At 66.3% G+C, this 22081-nt stretch carries 15 protein-coding genes; 5 read left to right on the top strand and 10 right to left on the bottom strand.

Annotation, left to right across the window (positions count from 1 at the left end; all coding sequences use genetic code 11):
- Positions 1 to 19: 19 nt before the first annotated feature.
- Positions 20 to 778, bottom strand: coding sequence for a 30S ribosomal protein S2 (rpsB, locus tag IV112_RS03345; protein ID WP_020164763.1), 759 nt, complete (start codon positions 776 to 778; stop codon positions 20 to 22).
- A gap of 279 nt (positions 779 to 1057) precedes the next feature.
- Between rpsB and map the strand changes: the two genes are divergently transcribed.
- From map to IV112_RS03330, 3 genes are all read left to right on the top strand, one after another.
- The gene (gene map, locus IV112_RS03340) at positions 1058 to 1876 is read left to right on the top strand and encodes a type I methionyl aminopeptidase (protein WP_019918202.1); all 819 of its coding nucleotides are present in this window, start codon (positions 1058 to 1060) and stop codon (positions 1874 to 1876) included.
- A gap of 3 nt (positions 1877 to 1879) precedes the next feature.
- A complete protein-coding gene (locus tag IV112_RS03335) occupies positions 1880 to 4462 on the top strand; it encodes a [protein-PII] uridylyltransferase (protein WP_304001034.1) in 2583 nt (860 codons plus the stop codon).
- Between the two features lie 107 nt (positions 4463 to 4569).
- Entirely contained in the window at positions 4570 to 7176 is a 2607-nt protein-coding gene (locus IV112_RS03330) for a bifunctional diguanylate cyclase/phosphodiesterase (protein ID WP_304001033.1), read from the top strand.
- Between the two features lie 373 nt (positions 7177 to 7549).
- On the opposite strand, the gene def is transcribed toward IV112_RS03330, so the two are convergent.
- Positions 7550 to 8080: a peptide deformylase gene (gene def, locus IV112_RS03325; RefSeq protein WP_304001032.1), complete on the bottom strand. Its 531-nt coding sequence runs from the start codon at positions 8078 to 8080 to the stop codon at positions 7550 to 7552.
- Entirely contained in the window at positions 8077 to 8826 is a 750-nt protein-coding gene (locus IV112_RS03320; protein WP_304001031.1) for an S-methyl-5'-thioinosine phosphorylase, read from the bottom strand. The genes def and IV112_RS03320 overlap by 4 nt, the downstream gene beginning before the upstream one ends.
- Before the next feature lie 128 nt (positions 8827 to 8954).
- On the opposite strand from IV112_RS03320, the gene typA reads away from it, so the two are divergent.
- A complete protein-coding gene (gene typA, locus IV112_RS03315; protein ID WP_020164768.1) occupies positions 8955 to 10769 on the top strand; it encodes a translational GTPase TypA in 1815 nt (604 codons plus the stop codon).
- A 78-nt stretch (positions 10770 to 10847) separates the two neighbouring features.
- On the opposite strand, the gene IV112_RS03310 is transcribed toward typA, so the two are convergent.
- The 7 genes from IV112_RS03310 to IV112_RS03280 all read right to left on the bottom strand — a co-directional run bounded on the left by IV112_RS03310 (position 10848) and on the right by IV112_RS03280 (position 20798).
- Positions 10848 to 11372, bottom strand: coding sequence for a 3'-5' exonuclease (locus IV112_RS03310; RefSeq protein ID WP_020164769.1), 525 nt, complete (start codon positions 11370 to 11372; stop codon positions 10848 to 10850).
- Positions 11373 to 11375: 3 nt separating this feature from the next.
- The gene (locus IV112_RS03305; RefSeq protein WP_304001030.1) at positions 11376 to 11921 is read right to left on the bottom strand and encodes a hypoxanthine-guanine phosphoribosyltransferase; all 546 of its coding nucleotides are present in this window, start codon (positions 11919 to 11921) and stop codon (positions 11376 to 11378) included.
- On the bottom strand, positions 11918 to 12820 hold the full coding sequence (gene galU / locus IV112_RS03300; RefSeq protein ID WP_020164771.1) for a UTP--glucose-1-phosphate uridylyltransferase GalU: 903 nt from the start codon (positions 12818 to 12820) through the stop codon (positions 11918 to 11920). Before galU ends, IV112_RS03305 begins: the two co-directional genes overlap by 4 nt.
- Before the next feature lie 4 nt (positions 12821 to 12824).
- Positions 12825 to 14894 (bottom strand): NAD-dependent DNA ligase LigA, encoded by a 2070-nt coding sequence (gene ligA / locus IV112_RS03295; protein WP_304001029.1) that lies wholly within the window; start codon positions 14892 to 14894, stop codon positions 12825 to 12827.
- On the bottom strand, positions 14894 to 16072 hold the full coding sequence (locus tag IV112_RS03290; protein WP_304001028.1) for a cell division protein ZipA C-terminal FtsZ-binding domain-containing protein: 1179 nt from the start codon (positions 16070 to 16072) through the stop codon (positions 14894 to 14896). Before IV112_RS03290 ends, ligA begins: the two co-directional genes overlap by 1 nt.
- A gap of 20 nt (positions 16073 to 16092) precedes the next feature.
- Positions 16093 to 19599 (bottom strand): chromosome segregation protein SMC, encoded by a 3507-nt coding sequence (gene smc, locus IV112_RS03285; RefSeq protein ID WP_304001027.1) that lies wholly within the window; start codon positions 19597 to 19599, stop codon positions 16093 to 16095.
- A gap of 284 nt (positions 19600 to 19883) precedes the next feature.
- On the bottom strand, positions 19884 to 20798 hold the full coding sequence (locus tag IV112_RS03280; protein WP_304001026.1) for a hypothetical protein: 915 nt from the start codon (positions 20796 to 20798) through the stop codon (positions 19884 to 19886).
- A gap of 369 nt (positions 20799 to 21167) precedes the next feature.
- Between IV112_RS03280 and IV112_RS03275 the strand changes: the two genes are divergently transcribed.
- Entirely contained in the window at positions 21168 to 22019 is an 852-nt protein-coding gene (locus tag IV112_RS03275) for a bifunctional GNAT family N-acetyltransferase/nucleoside diphosphate kinase regulator (RefSeq protein ID WP_304001025.1), read from the top strand.
- Positions 22020 to 22081: the final 62 nt, after the last annotated feature.

The raw sequence follows: 22081 nt of genomic DNA, 5'->3' as shown, positions 1-22081 counted from the left end.
GGGCGCCCGCGGCAATCGATCAGGCCTGGGCTTCGCCTTCGCCTTCGACCTCGACGAACTCGTCGTCGGACTTCAGCTGCGCCACCAGGTCCTGGGCGGCGCTGTTGCGGCCTTCCAGGATCGCGTCGGCGACGCCGGACGCGTACAGGCGGATCGCGCGGCTCGAATCGTCATTGCCCGGAATGACGTAATCGACGCCCAGCGGCGAGTGGTTGGTATCGACCACGGCCACGACCGGGATGCCCAGCTTGTTGGCTTCGGTGATGGCGATCTTGTGATAGCCGACGTCGATCACGAACAGCGCGTCCGGCAGACCGCCCATGTCCTTGATGCCGCCGATGCTCTTCTGCAGCTTGACCAGCTCGCGCTGCAGCACCAGGGCTTCCTTCTTCGGCATGCGTTCCATCGAACCGTCTTCGACCATGGCTTCCAGGTCCTTCAGGCGCTTGACCGACAGCTTCAGCGTCTTGAAGTTGGTCAGCATGCCACCGAGCCAGCGCTCATCGACATAGGGCACGCCGGCGCGTTGCGCCTCTTCGGCCACGATTTCGCGGGCCTGGCGCTTGGTGCCAACCATCAGGATGGTGCCCTTGTTGGCGGACATGCGGCGGATGAAGGCCATCGCGTCGTTGTACTTGGCGACGGTCTTTTCCAGGTTGATGATGTGAATCTTATTGCGATGGCCGAAAATGAAGGGGGCCATCTTGGGGTTCCAGAAGCGGGTCTGGTGTCCGAAATGGACACCCGCCTCCAGCATTTCGCGCATGGATACGGACATTCGAGATTACTCCGAACAGGGTTTGACCTCCGCCCGGCCGTGTTCACAGCCAGTGTTCCGGCTGCGCACCCTATCGGTTCAGTCACCGTATACATATGCGGCGACACCGGGCGTGTGGATTTGTCTGACGCACCCGCCATCGGGTACTGAAATCAGACAGCCTGCGATTCTAGCAGCCGCAATGCAACAAACTCAAGTCGGCCGGATGACAGCAGTTTGCCGCCCGGAACCGCTTCCGCTAACCTGCTGTCCCTCGGAACACCCTTACAGAGCCTTTTCATGAGCGTCACCATCAAGACAGCGGAAGAAATCGAGAGCATGCGCGTCGCGTGCAGACTGGCGTCGGAAGTGCTCGACTACATCGAGCCCCACGTGCAGCCGGGCGTCACGACGGCCGAGCTCGACCGCCTGTGCCATGAATACATGGTGAACGTGCAGCAGACCATCCCGGCGCCGCTCAATTACGCGCCGCCCGGCTACAGCCCCTATCCGAAGTCGATCTGCACCTCGGTCAACCACGTCGTGTGCCACGGCGTACCGGCCGACCGTGCCCTGAAGAAGGGCGACATCGTCAATCTGGACATCACCGTCATCAAGGACGGCTTCCACGGCGACACCAGCCGCATGTTCATCGTCGGCGGCGAGACGACCAAGCAGGCGGCACGTCTGTGCCTGATCACCTACGAATGCCTGTGGCTGGGCATTTCCAAGGTGAAGCCGGGCGCCCGACTGGGCGACATCGGCCACGCCATCCAGCGCCACGCCGAGAACAACGGCTTCTCCGTCGTGCGCGAATTCTGCGGTCACGGCATCGGCCGGAAATTCCACGAAGAGCCGCAGGTGCTGCACTACGGCAAGCCGGGCACCGGCATGGAGCTGAAGGAAGGCATGATCTTCACCATCGAGCCGATGATCAACGCCGGCCGCGCCGCCGTGTCGGAACTGCCGGACGGCTGGACCATCGTCACCCGCGACCGCAGCCTGTCCGCGCAATGGGAGCACACGGTGCTGGTCACCGCCGACGGTTACGAGGTGCTGACCGTGTCGGCCGGCAGCCCGCCGCCGGCGCTGAGCGGCGACACTGCCCGGGCCGCCTGAGCGGTGAACGGTCCGGCCGATTCCGACGCGCTGCGCCAGCTCGCCGGCGCACTGCGCAGCGAACTGGCGGCCAGCCAGCTCGAATTCCGCACGCGTTTCGAACAGGACGGCAACAGCAGCCGCATGCTCGCGGCGCGCGCCCGCGCCGTCGACAACGCGCTGCGGCGGCTGTGGGCAGCGGTCGGACTGCCGCGCACCGCGGCGCTGATCGCCGTCGGCGGTTACGGGCGCGGCGAGCTGTATCCGGCGTCCGACGTCGATGTGCTCTTCCTGACGCCAAGCGAGGTGTCGGCTGACATCGAGGCCAAGCTCGAACATCTGGTCGGACTGCTGTGGGACATCGGTCTGGACATCGGTCACAGCGTGCGCTCGGTCGGACAGTGCGTCGATGAAGCGGCGCGCGATATCACGGTCGAAACCACGCTGCTCGAAGCACGCCTGCTCGCCGGTTCGCGCAGGCTGTTCCGCGAACTGAGCAGCACGCTGGAGGCGCAGCGCGACCCCGGCGCCTTCTTCAAGGCCAAGCGACTGGAGCAGGACGAACGCCACCAGCGCTACCAGGAAACGCCCTACAGTCTGGAACCCAACTGCAAGGAAAGCCCCGGCGGCCTGCGCGACCTGCAGGTGATCCAGTGGATCGCGCGCGCCAGCAAGCTGGGCGGCAGCTGGGCCGAACTGGCCGCGCGCGGCCTGATCACTGCCGAGGAAGCACGTCAGCTCGCACGCGTCGAGCGCTTCATGCGTGACACCCGGGTACGGCTGCACCTGATCGCGCGCCGGCGCGAAGATCGTCTGATCTTCGATCACCAGGAGGCAATGGCCGCCGCCTTCGGCCTTGCTGCCACACCGACGCGGCGCGCCTCCGAAGTGTTCATGCAGCGCTATTACCGAAGCGCGAAGACCATCACCCAGCTGAACACCATCCTGCTGCAGAACATTTCGGCTGCGCTGTTCCCGGCCGACGAGGCGGCAGTGCTGCCGATCAACGAACGCTTCCAGTCCAGCCGCGAACTGCTGGACGTGGTCGATGAACAGGTGTTCGAGCGCGAGCCGAGTGCACTGCTTGAGTGCTTCACGCTGCTGCAGCGGCACAGCGAACTGAAGGGCATGACCGCGCGTACGCTGCGCGGCCTGTGGCGTGCGCGCCGGCTGATCGACGCAAAATTCCGCCGCGACCCGAAGAACCGCGCCCTCTTCCTGTCCCTGTTCCAGCAGACGCGCGGGCTGGTGCATGAAATCCGCCGGATGAACCAGTACGGCATCCTCGGCCGCTACCTGCCCGCCTTCGGCCGCATCGTCGGCCAGATGCAGCACGACCTGTTTCACGTCTATACGGTCGATCAGCACATCCTGCAGGTGATGCGCAACGTGCGCCGCTTCACCATGTCGGAGCATGCGCACGAGTATCCGCTGCTGTCGCGCCTGATCACCGGCTTCGAGCGGCGCTGGCTGCTCTACCTGTCGGCGCTGTTCCACGACATCGCCAAGGGCCGCGGCGGCGATCATTCGCAGCTCGGCATGCGCGATGCACGCCTGTTCTGCCGCCAGCACGGCCTGAGCACCGCCGACACCGATCTGGTCGTGTTCCTGGTCGAGCACCACCTGTCGATGTCCTCGGTGGCGCAGAAGCAGGACCTGTCAGATCCGGACGTGATCCGCGACTTCGCGCGCGTGGTGAAGAGCGAACGTCGCCTGACCGCGCTCTACATCCTGACCCACGCCGACATCCGCGGCACCAGTCCCAAGGTGTGGAATGCCTGGCGCGGCAAGCTGCTGGAAGACCTCTACTTCTCGACCCTGCGCGTGCTGCAGGGGGACGGCGCCCACGCACCCGGCAGCGGTGACCGGCAGGAGGAAGCGCGCAGTCTGCTGCGCTACTTCGGACTGCGCGAAGGCGTGGAGCAGGCTTTCTGGTCACGCCTGGACACCGTGTATTTCATGCGCCACGACCCGGACGAAATCGCCTGGCACACGCGCATGCTGTATTTCCAGGTCGATGCGACGGTGCCGGTCGTCAAGGCGCGGCCGAATCAGGTCGGCGACGGCCTGCAGGTGATGGTGTATGCGCCGGACCAGCTCGACCTGTTCGTGCGTCTGTGCGGCTTTTTCGGCCGGCTGGGCTACAGCATCGCCGACGCCAAGATCCACACCACGACAGACGGCCACGCGCTCGACAGCTTCGTGCTGCTCGACCCGAACGGCCACCTCAATTCGCGCGACATGATCGCGCTGATCGAAACCGGCCTGGTCGAGCGGCTGCAGGCGCAGCTTCCGGCGGAACAGCCGATCGCCGGACGGCTGTCGCGCGAGGTGAAGCATTTCCCGATCACGCCGGAAATCGTCATCAAGCCGGACGAGCGCAAGCAGCACCACATCATGCACGTCACTGCGGCCGACCGACCCGGCCTGCTCTACTCGGTGGCGCGCGTGCTGGCGGCACACGCGATCCGCCTGCACACCGCCAAGATCACGACGCTCGGTGAGCGCGCCGAGGACGTGTTCCTGATCTCGGGCGAGGAACTGGACAACAGTACGACCCTGATCCGGCTGGAGCAGGAACTGCTGGGAGAACTGGCCGTTTCCTGAGCACGGTATGACGGGCGCGACGCAGTGCCCGCTGCGCCGCGCAGGTTTCCGGACATACTGTCGATGCCGACGCACCCGGGCATCCCCGACGAGGACGGAACCCTGCCTTGAGCCTGACCCGCGACGAACCCGCACCCTTCACGATGACCGACCGCGCGCGACCACTGATCGTTGCACTGGTGGCGCTGCTGGCGGGTCTGGCACTCACCGCCTACATCGCAGGGAACGAGGCGGCGGAACTGCATCAGCGAGAGCGCAGCGCCGTGACGGCGCAGGCCGGACAGGTGCGGGCGCGGCTGGAGAGCGAGGTCAACAGCGCCGCCCACCTGTCGCTCGGTCTGGTCAGTTTCATCGCCGCCAATCCGGACTTCGACCGCGCTTCCTTCGATCGCGTCGCCGAACGCATGCTGGCCTACGGCCGCCATCTGCGGAACATTTCGGTGGCGCCGGACAACGTGGTGCGCGAGGTCTATCCGCTCGCCGGCAACGAACGCGCAATCGGTCTGAACTATCTCGATACGCCGTCGCAACGTGACGCCGTCGTGCAGATGATGAAGTCCCGTCGCTTCGTACTCGCCGGCCCGCTCGAACTGGTGCAGGGGGGCGTCGGGCTGATCAACCGCTTTCCGGTCTATCTTCCGGCGCGAAACGGACAGCCCGAACGTTACTGGGGCCTGGTTGCCGTCGTGCTGCGCTTCGATTCACTGCTCGAAGCCAGCGGTCTCCTGCCTGAGCGCGGCGACCTGCGTTACGCGCTGCGCGGTCGCGACGGGCTGGGCGCGGCGGGCGAGGTCTTCCATGGCGACGCGGCGTTGTTCGACCAGACACCGGTACTGGTCGACGTCGTACTGCCCGACAACGCGCGCTGGCAACTGGCCGCCGTCCCGGCAGGCGGCTGGCAGAACGGCTACGGCAGCGCGCGCGTGCTCGGCATCTGGGGGGCCGGCGCCGCCGTGTCGCTGGCCATTGCCGCCCTGCTCTATCTTCGACAGCTGCAGTTGCGCCGGTTGCAGATGCGCGACGCCGAACTGTCGCTCGCAGCCAGCGTGATCGACAGTCTGAACGAAGCCATCATGGTCACCGATGCGCGCGGACGCGTCGTCACCGTGAATCCGGCGTTCAGCGCACTGACCGGCATCGACGAGAGCGCGGCCAGCGGACGACCCGCGTCGGCGGTGGTCAGCTGTCCGTACAGCGAGGAATCGCGCAGAGAATTCGCCGATCAGCTCGAACGCGACGGCTACTGGCGGGGCGAACTCGACGACCAGCGCGCCAGCGGCGAAAGCTATCCGAAGTCGCTCAGCATCTATCCGGTCCGCGAACCGGGCGGGCGCATCGCTCACTACGTGCATTCCTTTGCCGACATCAGCGAGCGCAGGGAGGCGGAAAGGAAGATCCACCACCTCGCGCACCACGACATGCTGACCGGTCTGCCCAACCGTCTGTCGCTGCAGCTGCGCATGGAACAGGTGATGGCACATGCGCGCCGACACAGCACGCTGTTTGCGGTGCTGATGATAGACATGGACCACTTCAAGGACATCAACGACACGCTGGGCCATCATGTCGGCGACGCGTTGCTGGTCGAGGTGGGCAAGCGTCTGCAGCGCTGCGTGCGACAGAGCGACGTCGTGGCACGCCTCGGTGGCGACGAATTCGTCGTCCTGGTGACCGACATGGTGACCACACTGACCGCGGCTGCCGTGGCCGAGAAGATCGTCGCCGCCCTGTCCGCGCCCTACGCGGTCGAGGCCTACCAGCTGCACTCGACGCCCAGCGTCGGCATCGGCGTCTTTCCGAACGACGGCGAAACGGTGGATGACCTGCTGCGCAATGTCGACAGCGCGATGTATCACGCCAAGGCTGCCGGCCGGAATAACTACCAGTTCTTCAACGACAGCATGTCGGCCAACGCCAGCGAACGGCTGACGCTGCAGAGCAGCCTGCACCAGGCGATCGCCAAGCGGCAGTTCGTGCTGCACTACCAGCCGCAGATCGAAACCGGCAGCGGTCGGCTGATGGGGGTCGAGGTGCTGGTGCGCTGGGAGCACCCGGAGCGCGGTCTGGTGCCGCCGAACAAGTTCATTCCGATTGCCGAGGAAAGCGATCTCATCATCCGCCTTGGCGAATGGATACTGCAGGAAGCCTGTCGCCAGCTCAGTGTCTGGCGCGCCATGGGCCTGCAGATGCGGATCGCCGTCAACCTGTCGGCGCGACAGCTGCGCTCGAAGAATCTGCTGCGGCAGGTGAAGGACGTCGTACTGAAGTACGACCTGAAGCCGGGCGACCTCGAACTGGAGATTACCGAGAGCGTCGCCATGGAGGACGCCGACAACACGCTGCGCATGCTGGCCCAGCTGCGCGAACTGGGCCTCGAACTGGCGATCGACGACTTCGGCACCGGCTATTCGTCGCTGAGCCACCTGAAGCTCATGCCCTTGCAGCGGCTGAAGATCGATCGTTCCTTCGTCAAGGACATCGAGAACGATCCAGACGACGCCGCGATCTGTGCAGCCACCATCAGTCTGGCGCACAACCTCGGTCTGACGGTGATCGCCGAAGGGGTGGAAACCGACGCGCAGTACGCATTCCTCGGCAACCTGGGCTGTGAATGCGTACAGGGCTTCCTGTTCAGCAAACCGCTGCCGGCGGCCGAACTGGAAGCCTGGATCGCGGCGCGCGCAGCCACGGCCTCCGTCACCAGCAGCCTGTAAACAAGGATCGTCCGACCGCGACTTCGGCCTTCGAATGACCGGTCGTTGTCGATCGCCGGCCCCGTCGGGGTCAGGAGACCCCTCCCACAGAACCCCGGCCCCGGCTCAGGCCGTGGGTCGGGCGCACCCCTGTGGGAGCGGCCTTGGCCGCGACACGGCGGCGGCCATCCGCAGACTTCGATGCAGGCGGCTATCGGGGTCAAGACCCCTCCCACAGAACCCCGGCCCGGACTCAGACTGTGGGTCGGGCGCATCTCCTGTGGGAACGGCCTTGGCCGCGACACGGCGATGGCCATCTACAGACTTCGATACGGGCTTTTGCCGGGGCGAGAAGGGCCCTCGGTTCACGATAGCAGTGCCCGCTCAGACCCCGTCAGTCGTCACCATCCTCGACGCCCGGGAACAGCACGTCGGTATAGCCGAAGCGACTGAAGTCACGCACCCGCATTGGATAGAGGATGCCATCCAGATGGTCGCATTCGTGCTGCACGACGCGCGCGTGAAAACCTTCGGCCTCGCGCGAGATCGGCTTGCCCGCCGGATCGAAACCGCTGTATTGCAGCCGGCTGTAACGCGGCACGACGCCGCGGAGACCAGGCACGGACAGACAGCCCTCCCAGCCCTCCTCCATGTCGTGGCCGAGCGGCGTCAGCACTGGATTGACAAGCACGGTGAAAGGCACGACCGGCGCGTCCGGATAGCGCACGGACGGCGAGCCGCCGAAGATGACGACGCGCAGGTCGACGCCGATCTGTGGTGCCGCGAGGCCGGCGCCGTTGGCCGCCTGCATGGTGTCCATCAGGTCGGTCACCAGTGCGTCGAGCTCCGCCGTATCGAAACGCTCGACCGGCCGCGAAACACGCAGCAGGCGCGGGTCGCCCATACGCAGGATGTCGCGGATCACGGGCACACTCCTTCCTGGCACAAGCGCTCGAGCAGGTGACGCACGCGCATCATCGCCTCCTGCAGCATGGCTTCGATGGCCGACATCTGGATGCCGTGCGCGGAATCGCCGCGACCGGCCGCGTGATTCACCACCACATTGAGCGCCGCGTAAGCCAAACCGGCTTCGCGCGCCAGCACCGCCTCGGGCATGCCGGTCATGCCGACGACGTCGGCGCCGTCGCGCTCGAAACGGTTGATCTCGGCCGCGGTTTCGAGGCGCGGTCCCTGGGTGGCTGCATAGACGGCCCCGTCGATCACCGCCTCGCCGGCCAGCGTCGCGGCGGCAAGCAGCCGAGCACGCAGGGCGCTGTCGTAGGGTTCGGTGAAATCGACATGCTTCACCTGTCCGTCGTGGCCGTCGAAAAAGGTCGAATGGCGGCCCCAGGTGTAGTCGATGATCTGATCCGGCACGACCAGGCTGCCCGGCGCCAGGTCGGGCCGGATGCCGCCGACGGACGCCACCGATACGACCTTGTCTACCCCGACGCTCTTCAGCGCCGAGATGTTCGCGCGGTAATTGACGCGATGCGGCGGAATCGTGTGGCCGTAGCCATGGCGGGCGATGAACACCAGTTCGTGCCCACCGAGACGGCCGAAGGTGAGCGGACCGGACGGTTCGCCGTAAGGGGTACGCACGACCTCGCGCCGCGTGACGTCGAGGTTGGCAAGCTGGGTCAGCCCGCTTCCGCCAATGATGGCCAGCATCGTTCCGGAACTCCTGATTGGATGACCGGCGAGTCTAGCAGCCGGAACGCCCTCCGTCCGGGCACCTGACGTCTTGCGAACTTGGCGTGCTAAACTCGTGTGTTTATCTTTTGCGCCGCACCATTCCCATGTCCCGCTCCATACGCAACATCGCCATCATCGCGCACGTCGATCATGGCAAGACCACGCTGGTTGACCAGCTGCTGCGCCAATCCGGCACCTTCGCATCGCACCAGCAGGTGTCCGAGCGGGTCATGGATTCCGGCGATATCGAAAAAGAACGCGGCATCACGATTCTCGCCAAGAACTGCGCGATCGAATACGAAGGCACGCACATCAACATCGTCGACACCCCGGGCCACGCCGACTTCGGCGGCGAGGTCGAGCGCGTGCTGTCGATGGTCGATTCCGTGCTGCTGCTGGTCGACGCCGTCGAAGGCCCGATGCCGCAGACCCGCTTCGTCACCCGCAAGGCACTCGCGCTGGGCCTGAAGCCCATCGTCGTCGTGAACAAGATCGACCGTCCGGGCGCCCGTCCGGACTGGGTGATCAACCACACCTTCGATCTGTTCGACAAGCTGGGTGCCACCGACGAACAGCTCGACTTCCCGGTCGTGTTCGCCTCTGCGCTGAACGGCTTCGCCATGCTGGACGCCGACAAGCCGGGCACCGACATGCGCCCGCTGTTCGAAACCATCCTGAAGCACGTGCCGCAGCCGGAAGTCGATGAAGACGCGCCGCTGCAGCTGCAGATCTGTTCGCTCGACTACTCGACCTATATCGGCCAGCTCGGCATCGGCCGCATCAAGCGCGGCCGCATCAAGCCGAACCAGGAAGTCGTCGTCTATTACGGCGACGAAAGCCGCGGCAAGGCCAAGGTCGGCCAGGTCCTCACCTTCAAGGGCCTGGACCGCACGCAGGCGGAATCGGCCAGTGCCGGCGACATCGTGCTGGTGTCCGGCATCGAGCAGGTCGGCATCGGCGTCACCATCTGCGATCCCGAATCGCCCGAGCCGATGAAGCCGATCGCGGTCGACGAGCCGACGCTGACGATGAACTTCATGGTGAACGCCTCGCCGCTGGCCGGTCGCGAAGGCAAGTTCGTCACCAGCCGCCAGATCCGCGAGCGCCTGGAAAAGGAACTGCTGAAGAACGTGGCGCTGCGCGTCGAGTACACCGACGACTCCGACGTGTTCCTGGTATCGGGCCGCGGCGAACTGCACCTGACCATCCTGCTGGAAAACATGCGCCGTGAAGGCTACGAACTGGCGGTCGGCCGCCCGCGCGTGGTGTTCAAGGAAATCGACGGCGTGAAGTGCGAGCCGTACGAAATGCTCACCGTCGACGTCGAGGAAACCCATCAGGGCGGCGTGATGGAAGAACTGGGTCGTCGCCGCGGCGAAATGCAGGACATGCAGCCGGACGGCAAGGGCCGTGTGCGCATCGAGTACCGCATTCCGGCGCGCGGCCTGATCGGCTTCCAGGGCGAATTCCTGACGCTGACCCGCGGCACCGGTCTGGCCAGCCACGTGTTCGACGACTACGGCCCGATGGCCGGCGCCATGTCGGAACGTCGCAACGGCGTGCTCATTTCGCAGAACGACGGCGAAGCAGTCGCCTACGCGCTGTGGAACCTGCAGGACCGCGGCCGCATGTTCGTCAATCCGGGCGATGTGCTGTACGAAGGCATGATCATCGGCATCCACTCGCGCGACAACGACCTGGTGGTGAACCCGATCAAGGGCAAGCAGCTCACCAACGTGCGCGCCTCGGGCACCGACGAAGCCGTGCGCCTGATTCCGCCGATCGCGCTGACACTGGAATCGGCGATCGAATTCATCGCCGACGACGAACTGGTCGAGATCACGCCGAAGAACATCCGCCTGCGCAAGCGTCACCTGAAGGAACACGAGCGCAAGCGCGCTTCGCGCGACGAAGCCTGATATCCGGGCAGCGTCGAATGAAATGAAAAGAGCGCCCAAGGGCGCTCTTTTCATGTGTGCCTCGTCCGGAGCCTGGCTTCAGGTGCGGCGCTCGATCGCCGCCTGTGCACGCAGCCGTGCGTAGGTGGTCTGCAGCACGCGCGCGTCGTTGCTGGCGCGATGGCGCGTGGTGTGCAGCTCTTCCGCCACCGCCTGCTTGACCCCATGCCAGCGCGCCGCCTGGTCTTCGTTCAGCAGTTCGCGCAGGCTGCGCAGATGAAAGCGCGGCACGCGATCCGCCTCGTCGTAGAGGCGCGACAGCCAGGCGTAATCGTTGCCCCAGGCATCGCTGTACACCTCGCGCCCGCGCAGCGCCTCGTCGAGCCGGCACACGACCTCCTCGACCGGCAGACCGTGCTGCATCAGCACGTCGCGCGTGATGTGGTGGATGGACTCGGCGCTGGCATCCCAGTGCCGCCACTGCTCCGGCGGACGCACCAGACAGCACAGCGTGCGCCCGTCCGGCAGCACGCAGCCCACTTCGATCGGATAGCTGCCGGCACCGAAGCCGGACGCCTCGATGTCGAGGAAGACCGGCAGCGCGTCGGTTCCGGCGTCTGTCACGCCCTACTCCTTCAGCGCGTAAATGGCCGGCAGATTGCGCCACGCACCGCGCACGTCCATGCCGTAGCCGAACACGTAGCGGTTGGGCAGTTCCAGCCCGGTGAAGTCGGCGGTGATCGGCTTGGCGCGACCGATCTGCTTGTCCGAGAACACAGCGGTCAGGCAACGCGTCGCGCCCTTGGACAGGATGTGCTGGCGGATCGCCGCCAGCGTGATGCCCTCGTCGAGGATGTCGTCGAGCACGAGCACGGTGCGCCCGACCAGCGGCGTGCGCGGCTCGTTGATCCAGCGCAGTTCGCCGCCCGAGGTCTCGTCGCCGTAGCGGGTGACATGCAGGTAGTCGAAGTCGAGCGGAAACGCGAGCTTGGGCAGCAGGTTGCCGGTGAACACGACAGCGCCGCCCATCACCGACAGCAGCAGCGGGTAGCTGTCGCCGACCGCCGCCGTGATCTCCCGCGCGACCCGATCGACCGCCGCCTCGACTTCAGCGGCGGAACAGATCAGGTCGGCACCTGCAAGCAGTGCCTGCGCGTCGGCCAGACGACTCACGCTGCGTCGGCTTCGCGCGAAATCTCTTCGCGCGACACTTCCTGCGCGTCCATCCAGGCGGTGAATGCTGCGCCGACTTCAGGATGCTTGCGCGCCAGTGCGACGGTCGCCTGCAGATAGCCCAGCTTGGAACCGCAGTCGTAGCGCGTGCCCTTGAACGGATAGGCCAGCACCGCCTCTTCCTTCAGCAGCGCGGCGATCGCGTCGGTCAGCTGCAGCTCGCCGCCGGCACCCGGCGTGATCGCGCGCAGGTGATCGAAAATGCGCGGCGTCAGCACGTAACGGCCGACCACGGCCAGCGTAGACGGCGCCACTTCGGGCTTCGGCTTCTCGACGATGCCGGTCACGCCGTACAGGCCGCCGACGTCGGCGTCGGTGCTGACGATGCCGTAGCTGCCGGTCTGGCTGCGCGGCACCTGCTGCACGCCGAGGATGGAGCGGCCGAAGCGGTCGAAGATGTCGGTCATCTGCTTCAGGATCGGCGGCTCGCCGTCGATCAGGTCGTCGGCCAGCAGCACGGCGAACGGCTCGTCACCGACGACCGGCGCCGCGCACAGCACGGCGTGGCCCAGGCCGAGCGGTTCCGACTGGCGGATGTAGATGCAGTTCACGTGCTTGGGCACCGTGTTGCACAGCGCCAGCAGGTCATGTTTCTTCTTCATCTCGAGCTCGTGCTCGAGCTCGTAGGCCTTGTCGAAGTGGTCGGCGATCGAGCGCTTGGTGCGACCGGTGATGAAGATGAGGTCGGTGCAGCCGGCGGCCACGGCTTCCTCGACGGCGTACTGGATCAGCGGCTTGTCGACCACCGGCAGCATTTCCTTCGGGTTGGCCTTGGTGGCGGGCAGGAAACGGCTGCCCAGACCGGCGACGGGAAAGACTGCTTTGCGTACGGATTTCATCGTTCTATGGCTCCCTTTTCTCGAGCATCGACATGAGCCCGGATTCATCGAGAATATTAATGCCCAGTTCTTGCGCTTTTGTGAGCTTGGAACCGGCGTCCGTGCCAGCCACCACGAAATCGGTCTTTTTCGACACGCTGCCGGCCACTTTCGCGCCCGCAGCCTCAAGCAAGTCCTTGGCCTGATCGCGCGAAAGCGTGGGCAGCGTGCCGGTGAGCACCACTGTCTTGCCGACCAGTGGACCGCTCGCCACCTGTGCTTCGCCCTCTTCCCAGACGATGCCGCAGGCGCGCAGCTGCTCGACCACCTCGCGGTTGTGCGGCTGCGCGAAGAAGGTGTGGATGCTGGCCGCGACCACCGGACCGACGTCAGGCACCTGGGCCAGTTCCTCGACCGAAGCGTCCATGATGCGATCCATGCTGCCTAGGTGGCGCGCCAGATCCTTGGCGGTCGCCTCGCCGACGTGGCGGATGCCCAGACCGAACAGGAAGCGCCCCAGCGTGGTGCGCTTGGACTGTTCCAGTGCGGTCACCAGGTTTTCCGCCGACTTCACCGCCATGCGATCCAGCTCGGCCAGCTTGAGCACGCCCAGCCGGTAGAGGTCAGGCAGGCTGCGGATCAGTCCGCCATCCACCAGTTGCTCGACCAGCTTGTCACCCAATCCTTCGATGTCCATCGCGCGACGCTGCGCGAAATGCAGCAGCGCCTGCTTGCGCTGCGCTGAACAGTACAAGCCCCCGGTGCAGCGATGATCGACCTCGCCTTCTTCACGCACCACGTCCGAACCGCAGACCGGACAGTGGCTGGGCATGGAGAATGCACGCGCGTCCGCCGGCCGTCTGTCCGACAGCACCGACACGACCTCAGGTATGACATCACCTGCGCGGCGCACGATGACGGTGTCGCCGACATGCACGTCCTTGCGTCGGATTTCCGATTCGTTGTGCAGCGTCGCGTTGGTCACCGTCACGCCACCGACGAACACCGGCGCCAGCCGCGCCACCGGCGTGAGCTTGCCGGTGCGACCGACCTGCACCTCGATGTCCTGCACCGTGGTGAGCGCTTCCTGCGCCGGGTACTTGTGCGCCACCGCCCAGCGCGGCTCGCGGGTGACGAAACCCATGCGCTGCTGCAGGGCCAGGCTGTTCACCTTGTAGACCACGCCGTCGATGTCGAAGGGCAACGTCGGCCGCGCCTCGGCAATGCGCGCGTGGAATGCGGCCAGCGCCTCGCCGCCGCTACACACCGCGCGGTGCTCGCTGACCGGCAGGCCGAAGGCGGCCAGCGCGTCGAGCACACCGGCGTGGGTGTCGGGCAGCGTCCAGCCGCGCACTTCGCCGAGGCCGTAGGCATAGAAGGACAAGGGCCTCTTCGCCGCGATCGCCGGGTCGAGCTGGCGGATGCTGCCTGCCGCACCGTTGCGCGGGTTCACCAGCGTCTTCTCGCCCGCCTCGATGGCGCGTGCATTGAAGGCGTCGAAGTCGTCGCGCCGCATGTAGACCTCGCCGCGCACCTCCAGCACCTCGGGCAGGCCGGGTGCATCGAACAGCGAGGGCTGGCCCGTGGTCGGAAGCGGCTTCAGCGCCAGCGGCACATCGCGGATGGTGCGCACGTTCTGCGTCACGTCCTCGCCGGTCTCGCCGTCGCCACGCGTGGCGGCGAGCACCAGTACGCCGTTTTCATAGCGCAGATTGATGGCGAGGCCGTCGAACTTCAGTTCGGCGGCATATTCGACCGGCGGCGCCTCCTCGGTCAGTCCAAGTTCGCGCCGCACACGGGCGTCAAAATTCAGCGCGCCGCTCGCCTCGGTATCGGTTTCGGTGCGGATCGACAGCATGGGCACGACGTGGCGCACCGGCGCGAAGCTGTCGAGCGGCTTGCCGCCGACCCGCTGCGTCGGCGAATCGGCTGTGCGCAGCGTCGGGTACTCGGCTTCCAGCGCCTGCAGTTCGCGAAACAGGCGGTCGTATTCCGCGTCCGGAATCTCCGGTGCGTCGAGTTCGTAGTAGAGGCGGTCGTGACGGGCGATCTGCGCGCGCAGCTCGGCCGCGCGCGCAAGGACAGCCGCATCCATCAGCTGAACAGGCGGCGCGCCGACGCGCTGCCCGGCGCTACGCCGAACTGCGTCATGCGGGTCTGGAATTCGGCAATCTTGCTGCGGATCACGCCAAGCGAAGCGGGCGACAGCGGCTGCCGGTTGTCATCGACCACGCGGGCGCCGAGCGCGTGCGCGAACTGTTCGGCCATGGTGACCATGCGGTCGAAATTGCGCGCGCCGTCGGCGACCGTAGGCACGTCAAGCAGCAGTGTCACGCCCGGCGTCTGCAGGTTCTTCATCGTTTCGGCGATGAATTCGGCGGCGTCGAGATTGCCCAGCGTGTAGATCGTCGCGCCGGCATCGTCGCGCGCGCGGAACAGGCCGTTATCGAGCGCGAAGCCCTGCGCTTCGGCCAGACCACGGAGCTTGGTGCCGGAAATCGGGTGTTCACCGGCCACCAGGTTGAGGCCGATCTGCACGTCGACCGACGCGGCGAAGCTGTCGAGCTCACGCGCACGGGTGAGCAGATCGCGTGCGTCGGGGAAATGCACGACGGCGAGGAAGCGGTCGGCGACGGCCTGCAGCGCGTGCGCCAGCGCCGACAGCGAGGCCTCGCTGAGCGGGCCGCGGCGATCGGCGAGCTGCACCGCCATTTCGATGCGCGACAGATTGCCGGCGGTCTCCGGCGTCAGCTCCAGCCAGCGGCCGGCCTGTTCGTCGCGGCCACGCAGGCGCAGGCCGGTATCGACCTGACGCGTCAGCTCGCCCCAAGCGCGCTGGAACTCGGTTGCCGCAATCGGCGCCTCCAGTTCGACGACGATGACTTCTTCGACCTTGGCATCGGCCCACGCCGGCGCTGTGTCATCAGCCGGCGCCGCTTTGAGCACCGGCTCGCGCTGCGGGGCAAGCTGCACGGTGTCGTCGGCCGCGGCGCTCATCCGCTCGTCCGTCGGCAGATCGATCGCCGGCCCGACCGGCGTGTCGCTCGCGAGCTCGTTGCCGAGATCGCTGCCCAGGTCGAAATCCAGCGTCGGTTCGACGCGGCGCGATGGCTGGTGCAGCGGATCGATCAGCACGTCGGGCTGGGCGTCGCCGAGCGCGCGTTCGGCCGTACGGCGGTGGCGCCGCTCCTGCCACAGGTTGTAGCCGATCACGGCACCGACACCGACCACGCCGAGCGCGATCAGCCCCATCTGCAGTTCAGTCAGTTGCATGAATCCGTATCCCTTTTTGTTCAGACGCTGAGCGCTTCGTCGCGCAGTTTCAGCGCCGCTTCCATATCGACCTCGACCACGCGCGAACACCCGCGCTCCTGCATGGTGACGCCAACCAGCTGTTGCGCCATTTCCATCGTGATCTTGTTGTGACTGATGAACACGAACTGCGTCGAAGCGGACATGCGCTTCACCATTTCGCAGAAGCGTTCGGTATTCGTGTCGTCCAGCGGCGCATCGACCTCGTCCAGCATGCAGAACGGTGCCGGGTTGAGCTGGAAGAAGGCAAACACCAGCGCCGTCGCGGTCAGCGCCTTCTCGCCGCCGGACAGCAGCTGGATCGACGCGTTGCGCTTGCCCGGCGGCTGCGCGAACACCTGCAGGCCCGCATCCAGAATCTCGTCGCCGGTCATGACCAGTCGGGCCTCACCGCCACCGAACAGTTCCGGGAAGATGCGGCCGAACTCGGTATTGACGCGATCATACGTCTCCTTGAGCAGGGCGCGCGTGTCGCGGTCCATGCGGCGGATGGCGTCTTCCAGCGTGGCGATGGCATCGCGCAGATCGGTCGATTGCGCATCGAGATAACCCTTGCGCTCGCTGGCTTGCGCCAACTCTTCCAGCGCGGCGAGGTTCACCGCGCCGAGTGCCGCGATTTCCCGCGTCAGGCGGCTGATCTCTGCAGTCAGTGCGCCCTCGCGCACCTTCTCCGCCTCGCCCTCGGCCAGCAGCGCATCGAGCCGGCCGTCCGGCAGTTCGATCTCGCCCAGGCGCTGCGCGTACTGTTCGGCATTCAGCGCGGCCGCCTGCTGTTTCAGCTTCAGTTCGGCCAACCGCTCGCGCGCCGGCGCCAGCAGGTGTTCGGTATTGGCGCGCTGCGATTCCAGTTCGCGCAGCTGGGCGGCGAGCACTTCCTGCGCGTCGCGGCAGGTGGCCAGCACCTGTTCGCGCGCCCGGCGGTTGTCCAGCACCTGCTGCAGCCGGCTGTCTATGCTGCCTTCGTCGATCTGCGCGAATTCGTCGCGGCGCAGCGCGCACTCCAGTTCGGCGTTCTCGAGCTGGGTCCGGGCCACCGCGAGGTTGTTCGCCAGATCGGTCAGGCGGCTCGTGCATTCACGCTGCGAGAAGTTCGCCTCCTGCAGTTCGCGCGCCGCCGCCTGATCGGCGAAGCGCGCCTCGCGCAGCTGGCTGTCGGCGTTCTTCTGCGCCTCGGTCGCGGCGTCGAGTCGCATGCGCTGCACCTCGATCAGTTCGCGCGCGCGCTCGATCTCGGCGTCGGCGCGTTCAAGGTGGGCACGCTCGGTCTGCTCGGCCTGATCGACTTCGGCGCGATCGCGCGCCAGCCCCGCGCGCTGTTCGTCGTAGCGCGACACCGCCTGTGCCAGCTTGATCTGCTCGACCTGGGCGCTGTGCGCAGCCTGGGTCAGCGACTGCTGTTCGCGCCGCGCGGCGGCCTGTTCCTCGTGTGCGCCGGCCAGTGCCGACTCGGCTTCGCGCAGCGCCTCGCGCGATTCGGCGAGCTGGGCGTCGGCGAGTTCGATCTCCTCGGCGAGACGGTCGATGTCGCGCGCGCGCTCGAGCACGCCGTGCGTGCGGGCGTCCGGCGCATACAGCGTCAGCGACGCGCCCTGCGCGACACGGCCTTCCTGGTCGACGCGCAGACCGCTGGCGGCGAAATCCAGCGACTCGACGGCGGCGACCGGACCCAGCCACAGATCGAGCAGTGCGTCCCAGCGCGCGTCGTGGGCGCGCACGCGGTGGCGCAGGCTGTCGGCACCGACGTCCGCGCGCGCGTCGCTGCCGGGGAGTGCGAGCGTCAGGTTCTGCGGTGCCGCACCGGCCGCGCAGGCAGACGCCAGCGTATCGGCCGACGCCGCTTCGAGCGCGCCCAGCCGTTCGCGCAGCACCGCCTCGACCGCCAGTTCCCAGCCGGCATCGACCTGCAGCGACTGCCACAGCGGCTTCGCGTCCTGCAGGCCGAGCGCGGCCAGCCAGGGGGCGAGCTTGCCGTCGGTCTGCGTCTTGCGCTGCAGCTCGACCAGCGCGTCGCGACGGGCGCGGGTTTCGGTCAGCGTCCGCGTGGCGGCGCGCTCGGCGTCCTGCGCGTTGCGCACCTGCGCCTGCAGTTGCGGCACCGCGTTCTGTGCGGCCTGCAGACGCTGCTGCGCCGCCTCCTGCGCCATCTGCAGCGATTCGAGCTTGTCCTGCGCCTGCGCCAGCGCCTCGCGGTCGGGCTCGATCAGCTGCGCCTCGTCGTGCGCGATGCGCTCGCGCCGTCCGGCCAGTGAATTGAGCGTGCGGCCGGCGTTGGCGCGGTGGGTTTCCTCGACCTTGAGCTGCTGCTCGACCGCGGCGAGTTCGCGCCGCGCGAGGCTGGCCTGCTGTTCCGCTTCCTGGAAAGCGGCTTCCGCTTCGGGCAGCAGCGCGCTGGTCGTTTCGTGACGCGCTTCCGCCTGTTCGATGCGGTGCGCCGCGTGCTCGGCCAGTTCGGTCCAGCGGCCGGTGTCGGTCTCGATCGCCTCGATGCGCGCGCGCCAGTTCGCCACTTCGCCCTCGAGCTGGGCGATGCGCGCTTCCAGCTTGTGCCGGTTCTCGGCGGCGCGCTTCAGGTCGTCTTCGAGGCGACTGGCTTCGGCATTGGCGGTCAGCAGTTCCGCCTGTGCCGCGTGCACCGCCTCGGAACTGGCGAAATGTTCGGTGCGGATGCGCTCCAGCGCCGCCTCGTGGTGGCGCAGCGCCGCGGTCTCACGCTCGATGTCGTTCTCGATGCGGCCGGCTTCCAGCGTCAGCGCGTCGGCCTCGGCCGCTGCCGAACGCTGCTTCATCGCCCACAGCAGCGCCTGCCGCTCGGACAGGCGGCGGTTCATGTCGGTGTAGCGGGCGGCGATCTCGGCCTGCTTCTGCAGCCGTTCGATACGCGTGCCCAGTTCGCCGACGATATCGTCCAGCCGCACCAGGTTGTCGCGCGCGTCGTCGAGCCGGCCCTGTGTTTCCTTGCGCCGCTCGCGGTACTTGGTGATGCCCGCCGCCTCTTCGAGGAAGGCGCGCAGCTCTTCCGGGCGCGCCTCGATGATGCGGGTGATCATGCCCTGCTCGATGATGGCGTAGGCGCGCGGGCCCAGGCCGGTGCCGAGGAACACGTCGATCACGTCGCGCCGGCGCACGCGGGTGTTGTTGATGAAGTAATCCGACTGACCATCGCGCTCGAGCACCCGCTTGACCGCGATTTCGGCGTACTGCGACCACTGCCCGGCCGCCCTGCCCTGCGCGTTGTCGAACACCAGTTCGACGCTGGCCCGGCCCACCGGCTTGCGCGTACCCGAACCATTGAAGATGACGTCGGTCATCGCGTCGCCGCGCAAGGCGGACGCACGCGACTCGCCGAGCACCCAGCGCACCGCGTCGATGATGTTGGATTTGCCGCAGCCGTTCGGCCCCACCACGCCGACCAGCTGGCCAGGCATCTGTATGGTGGTCGGATCGACGAAGGTCTTGAAACCGGCGAGTTTGAGCTTGGACAGTCGCACGGGTCGGCGGCGGGAGGGGCAGAGTCGGGCAGATGAGGCCGGGAATGGCCGGATTGGCGCGAATGATAGCATCGCCCCCCGCTCTCCGGCTTTGACCGGGTGGGCACGGCCGGGCGGCAAACGCCATGCCGCCCACATCGATACGGTCGGTCAGTCCTTCAGCCGCCGGGCGGTTTCAGCCCGTCCGTTGTGGCTCATTGCATGATCGGACACCACACCGGGCACGGCGACGGTTTCGCGGCAGTACTGCGGCGATCACGCCCGTGCCTGCCTTGGCGATCGCATCAACAGGACGGCGCACGCAAGCGGTAATCGGCGCAGCGCGTGACGAAGTCGCGCGTGCTCTTGGGCATCGGCACCCGTGCCCGTGTGATGTCGCTCAGCAGTTCCGTGCCCTGACGGATCAGGCGCACACCCAGATCGAGATCGCGCCGTTCGGCATCCGTACAGTCCGCATCGTCCGGCACGAAGGCGAGCAGTTCTTCAGCCGACACCGCGAAGCTGGCCCAGACATCAAAGATGGACTTGTCCGTGCGCAAGGTTTCCGTCTTGATCTTGGCCGCATCGGCGAAGCTCACGACAAGGTCGGAAATCCCCTTGAAGCGCGGGCGATTGCCGAAGGTGTCGCACAGTTCGCCGGCGATCAGATCGATATCGCGCATGGTGAGCGCGATCTTGATGTAGCGGCTTTCGTAGAACGACTCGACCGGCACTGAAAATGCCTTGAACGGCTCGCCCCACATTTCGTCGATGCCTTCTTCGCCGCTGCGGTGCCGCACCGAGCGCCCGAGTTCCAGCGCTTCCTGAAGACAGTGGCCGCACTCGCGCATCAGGCCGTTGTCGCTGTCGATCTCGACGCCCGCCGCCTGCAGTTCGACCAGCCTCGTGAATATGTCCGTCGCACGGTTGAACAGCGCCCCCGCGAGCATGCCGCCCTTGACCCGCTTGAGCGCGGGATCCTGCTCGGCATCGTAGGCAGCGCGTGCCTCGTTCAGGCGGGAGCCCGGAATGTTGATGCCGTGCTCGACATGGTTGAACAGGCGCCGGGTCAAGGCCTCGATCAGCTTCTTCTTCGCCGACAGCGAGTCAGCGGGCGGCTCATAGATCTTGATCCAGTAGCCGTAGTAATGCACCCGGTACTCGCCCGCCACCTTGCGCTTGCAGCCGAGTGGGTAGATTTCTTCGGTATCGCGTTGCATCGTTCGATCCACACGAAGGTAACGATTTCATGCTAGGCCAAAAGTCGTATCTTGTGCAGTGCAACACCTGTCACATCCGTACCAAGTCACGCATTCTTGCGAACGCGTGAAAAGCGACCTTACGGCTCCCTCGCCGCGCATGACGCGAAAGCACGGGCATCGGTCCTTCTGCCTGAGGCAAGCTGTGTCTGCTGCGGCGCGCGAACTGGCCCGTTCGTGCCCACTGCCTTAAAATGCCGCCTCAGTCGAAAGAACCGTCATGGCACTGACCATGGAAGGCTTTCATCCTTGAAATCGAATGGGGTGAAAATGAGCAAGCCTTTCATTTCTCTGTGCCCGGAAATCACCCGGGCCAACGCGCTGAATCTGATGGACTGGCTGGAGGACGAGAACGTCGTCCGCTACCTGAGCGATTCGCGTCATGTCTCCCGCCACATCGAACAGGTCGTCAACCGGGTCCAGCTACCCGTCCTGACCCATCTGTTCAACCAGGGCGGCCGCTTCTTCATGGCCTGCGACCGGCATGATCGGCCGGTGGGCTTCGTCCGCCTCGTCAAGAACGGCGCAGACTGCGAAATCGTGCTGGTCATCGGAGACCGCGACAACTGGGGCCGCAGGCTAGGCGCCAGTGCGCTGCGCGAAGGCATGAAGCTCGCCTTCTTCGACATGCGGGCCGAGAAGCTGATCGCCAGGATTCACGCCGACAACACGCGCTCGCTGAAGGCCTTCCTGCGCTGTGGCTTCGTGCTCGAAAGCGAGACACCGACGCTGAAGTCATTCGCGATGAGTTCGGAGCGCTATCTGCAGCGTCTGCGCGAGGATACGGTCGATGACCCCTCCGGGATCTACGTCACCGAAATCGACCAGGCCCGGCTCCGGAACCTGATCGCGCTGGAGGACGACGCGGATGTGGTCGATCTCGAACACGAGGTCGAGCGCGCCATCGTCGTCGATTCGCGCAAGGTGGCGCGGGACGTGGTCACGATGAACTCGCGGGCCGTGCTGCATCTGGACGACGAGAAAATGGAAGTGGCTCTGGTCTACCCGCAGGACGCGGACGGCAGTGCCGGGAAACTGTCGGTGTGCTCGAGTGTCGGCACCGCGATCCTCGGTTACCGGGAGGGCGATTGCATCGACTGGCGTATGCCGCACCGGACCCGGCGCATCCGGATCGAGCGCGTGCTTTACCAGCCGGAGGCGGCGGGCGATTTCCATCTGTAGGATCGCAGGCCGCGCCTCCGCGGCAGGTTGCACATCATTACAGCGACCAGCACGCAGTGGCG

This window comes from Methyloversatilis discipulorum (assembly GCF_018780585.1).
In the GTDB taxonomy this organism is placed as follows: domain Bacteria; phylum Pseudomonadota; class Gammaproteobacteria; order Burkholderiales; family Rhodocyclaceae; genus Methyloversatilis; species Methyloversatilis discipulorum_B.
This window is presented reverse-complemented; position numbering and strand designations above follow the sequence as displayed.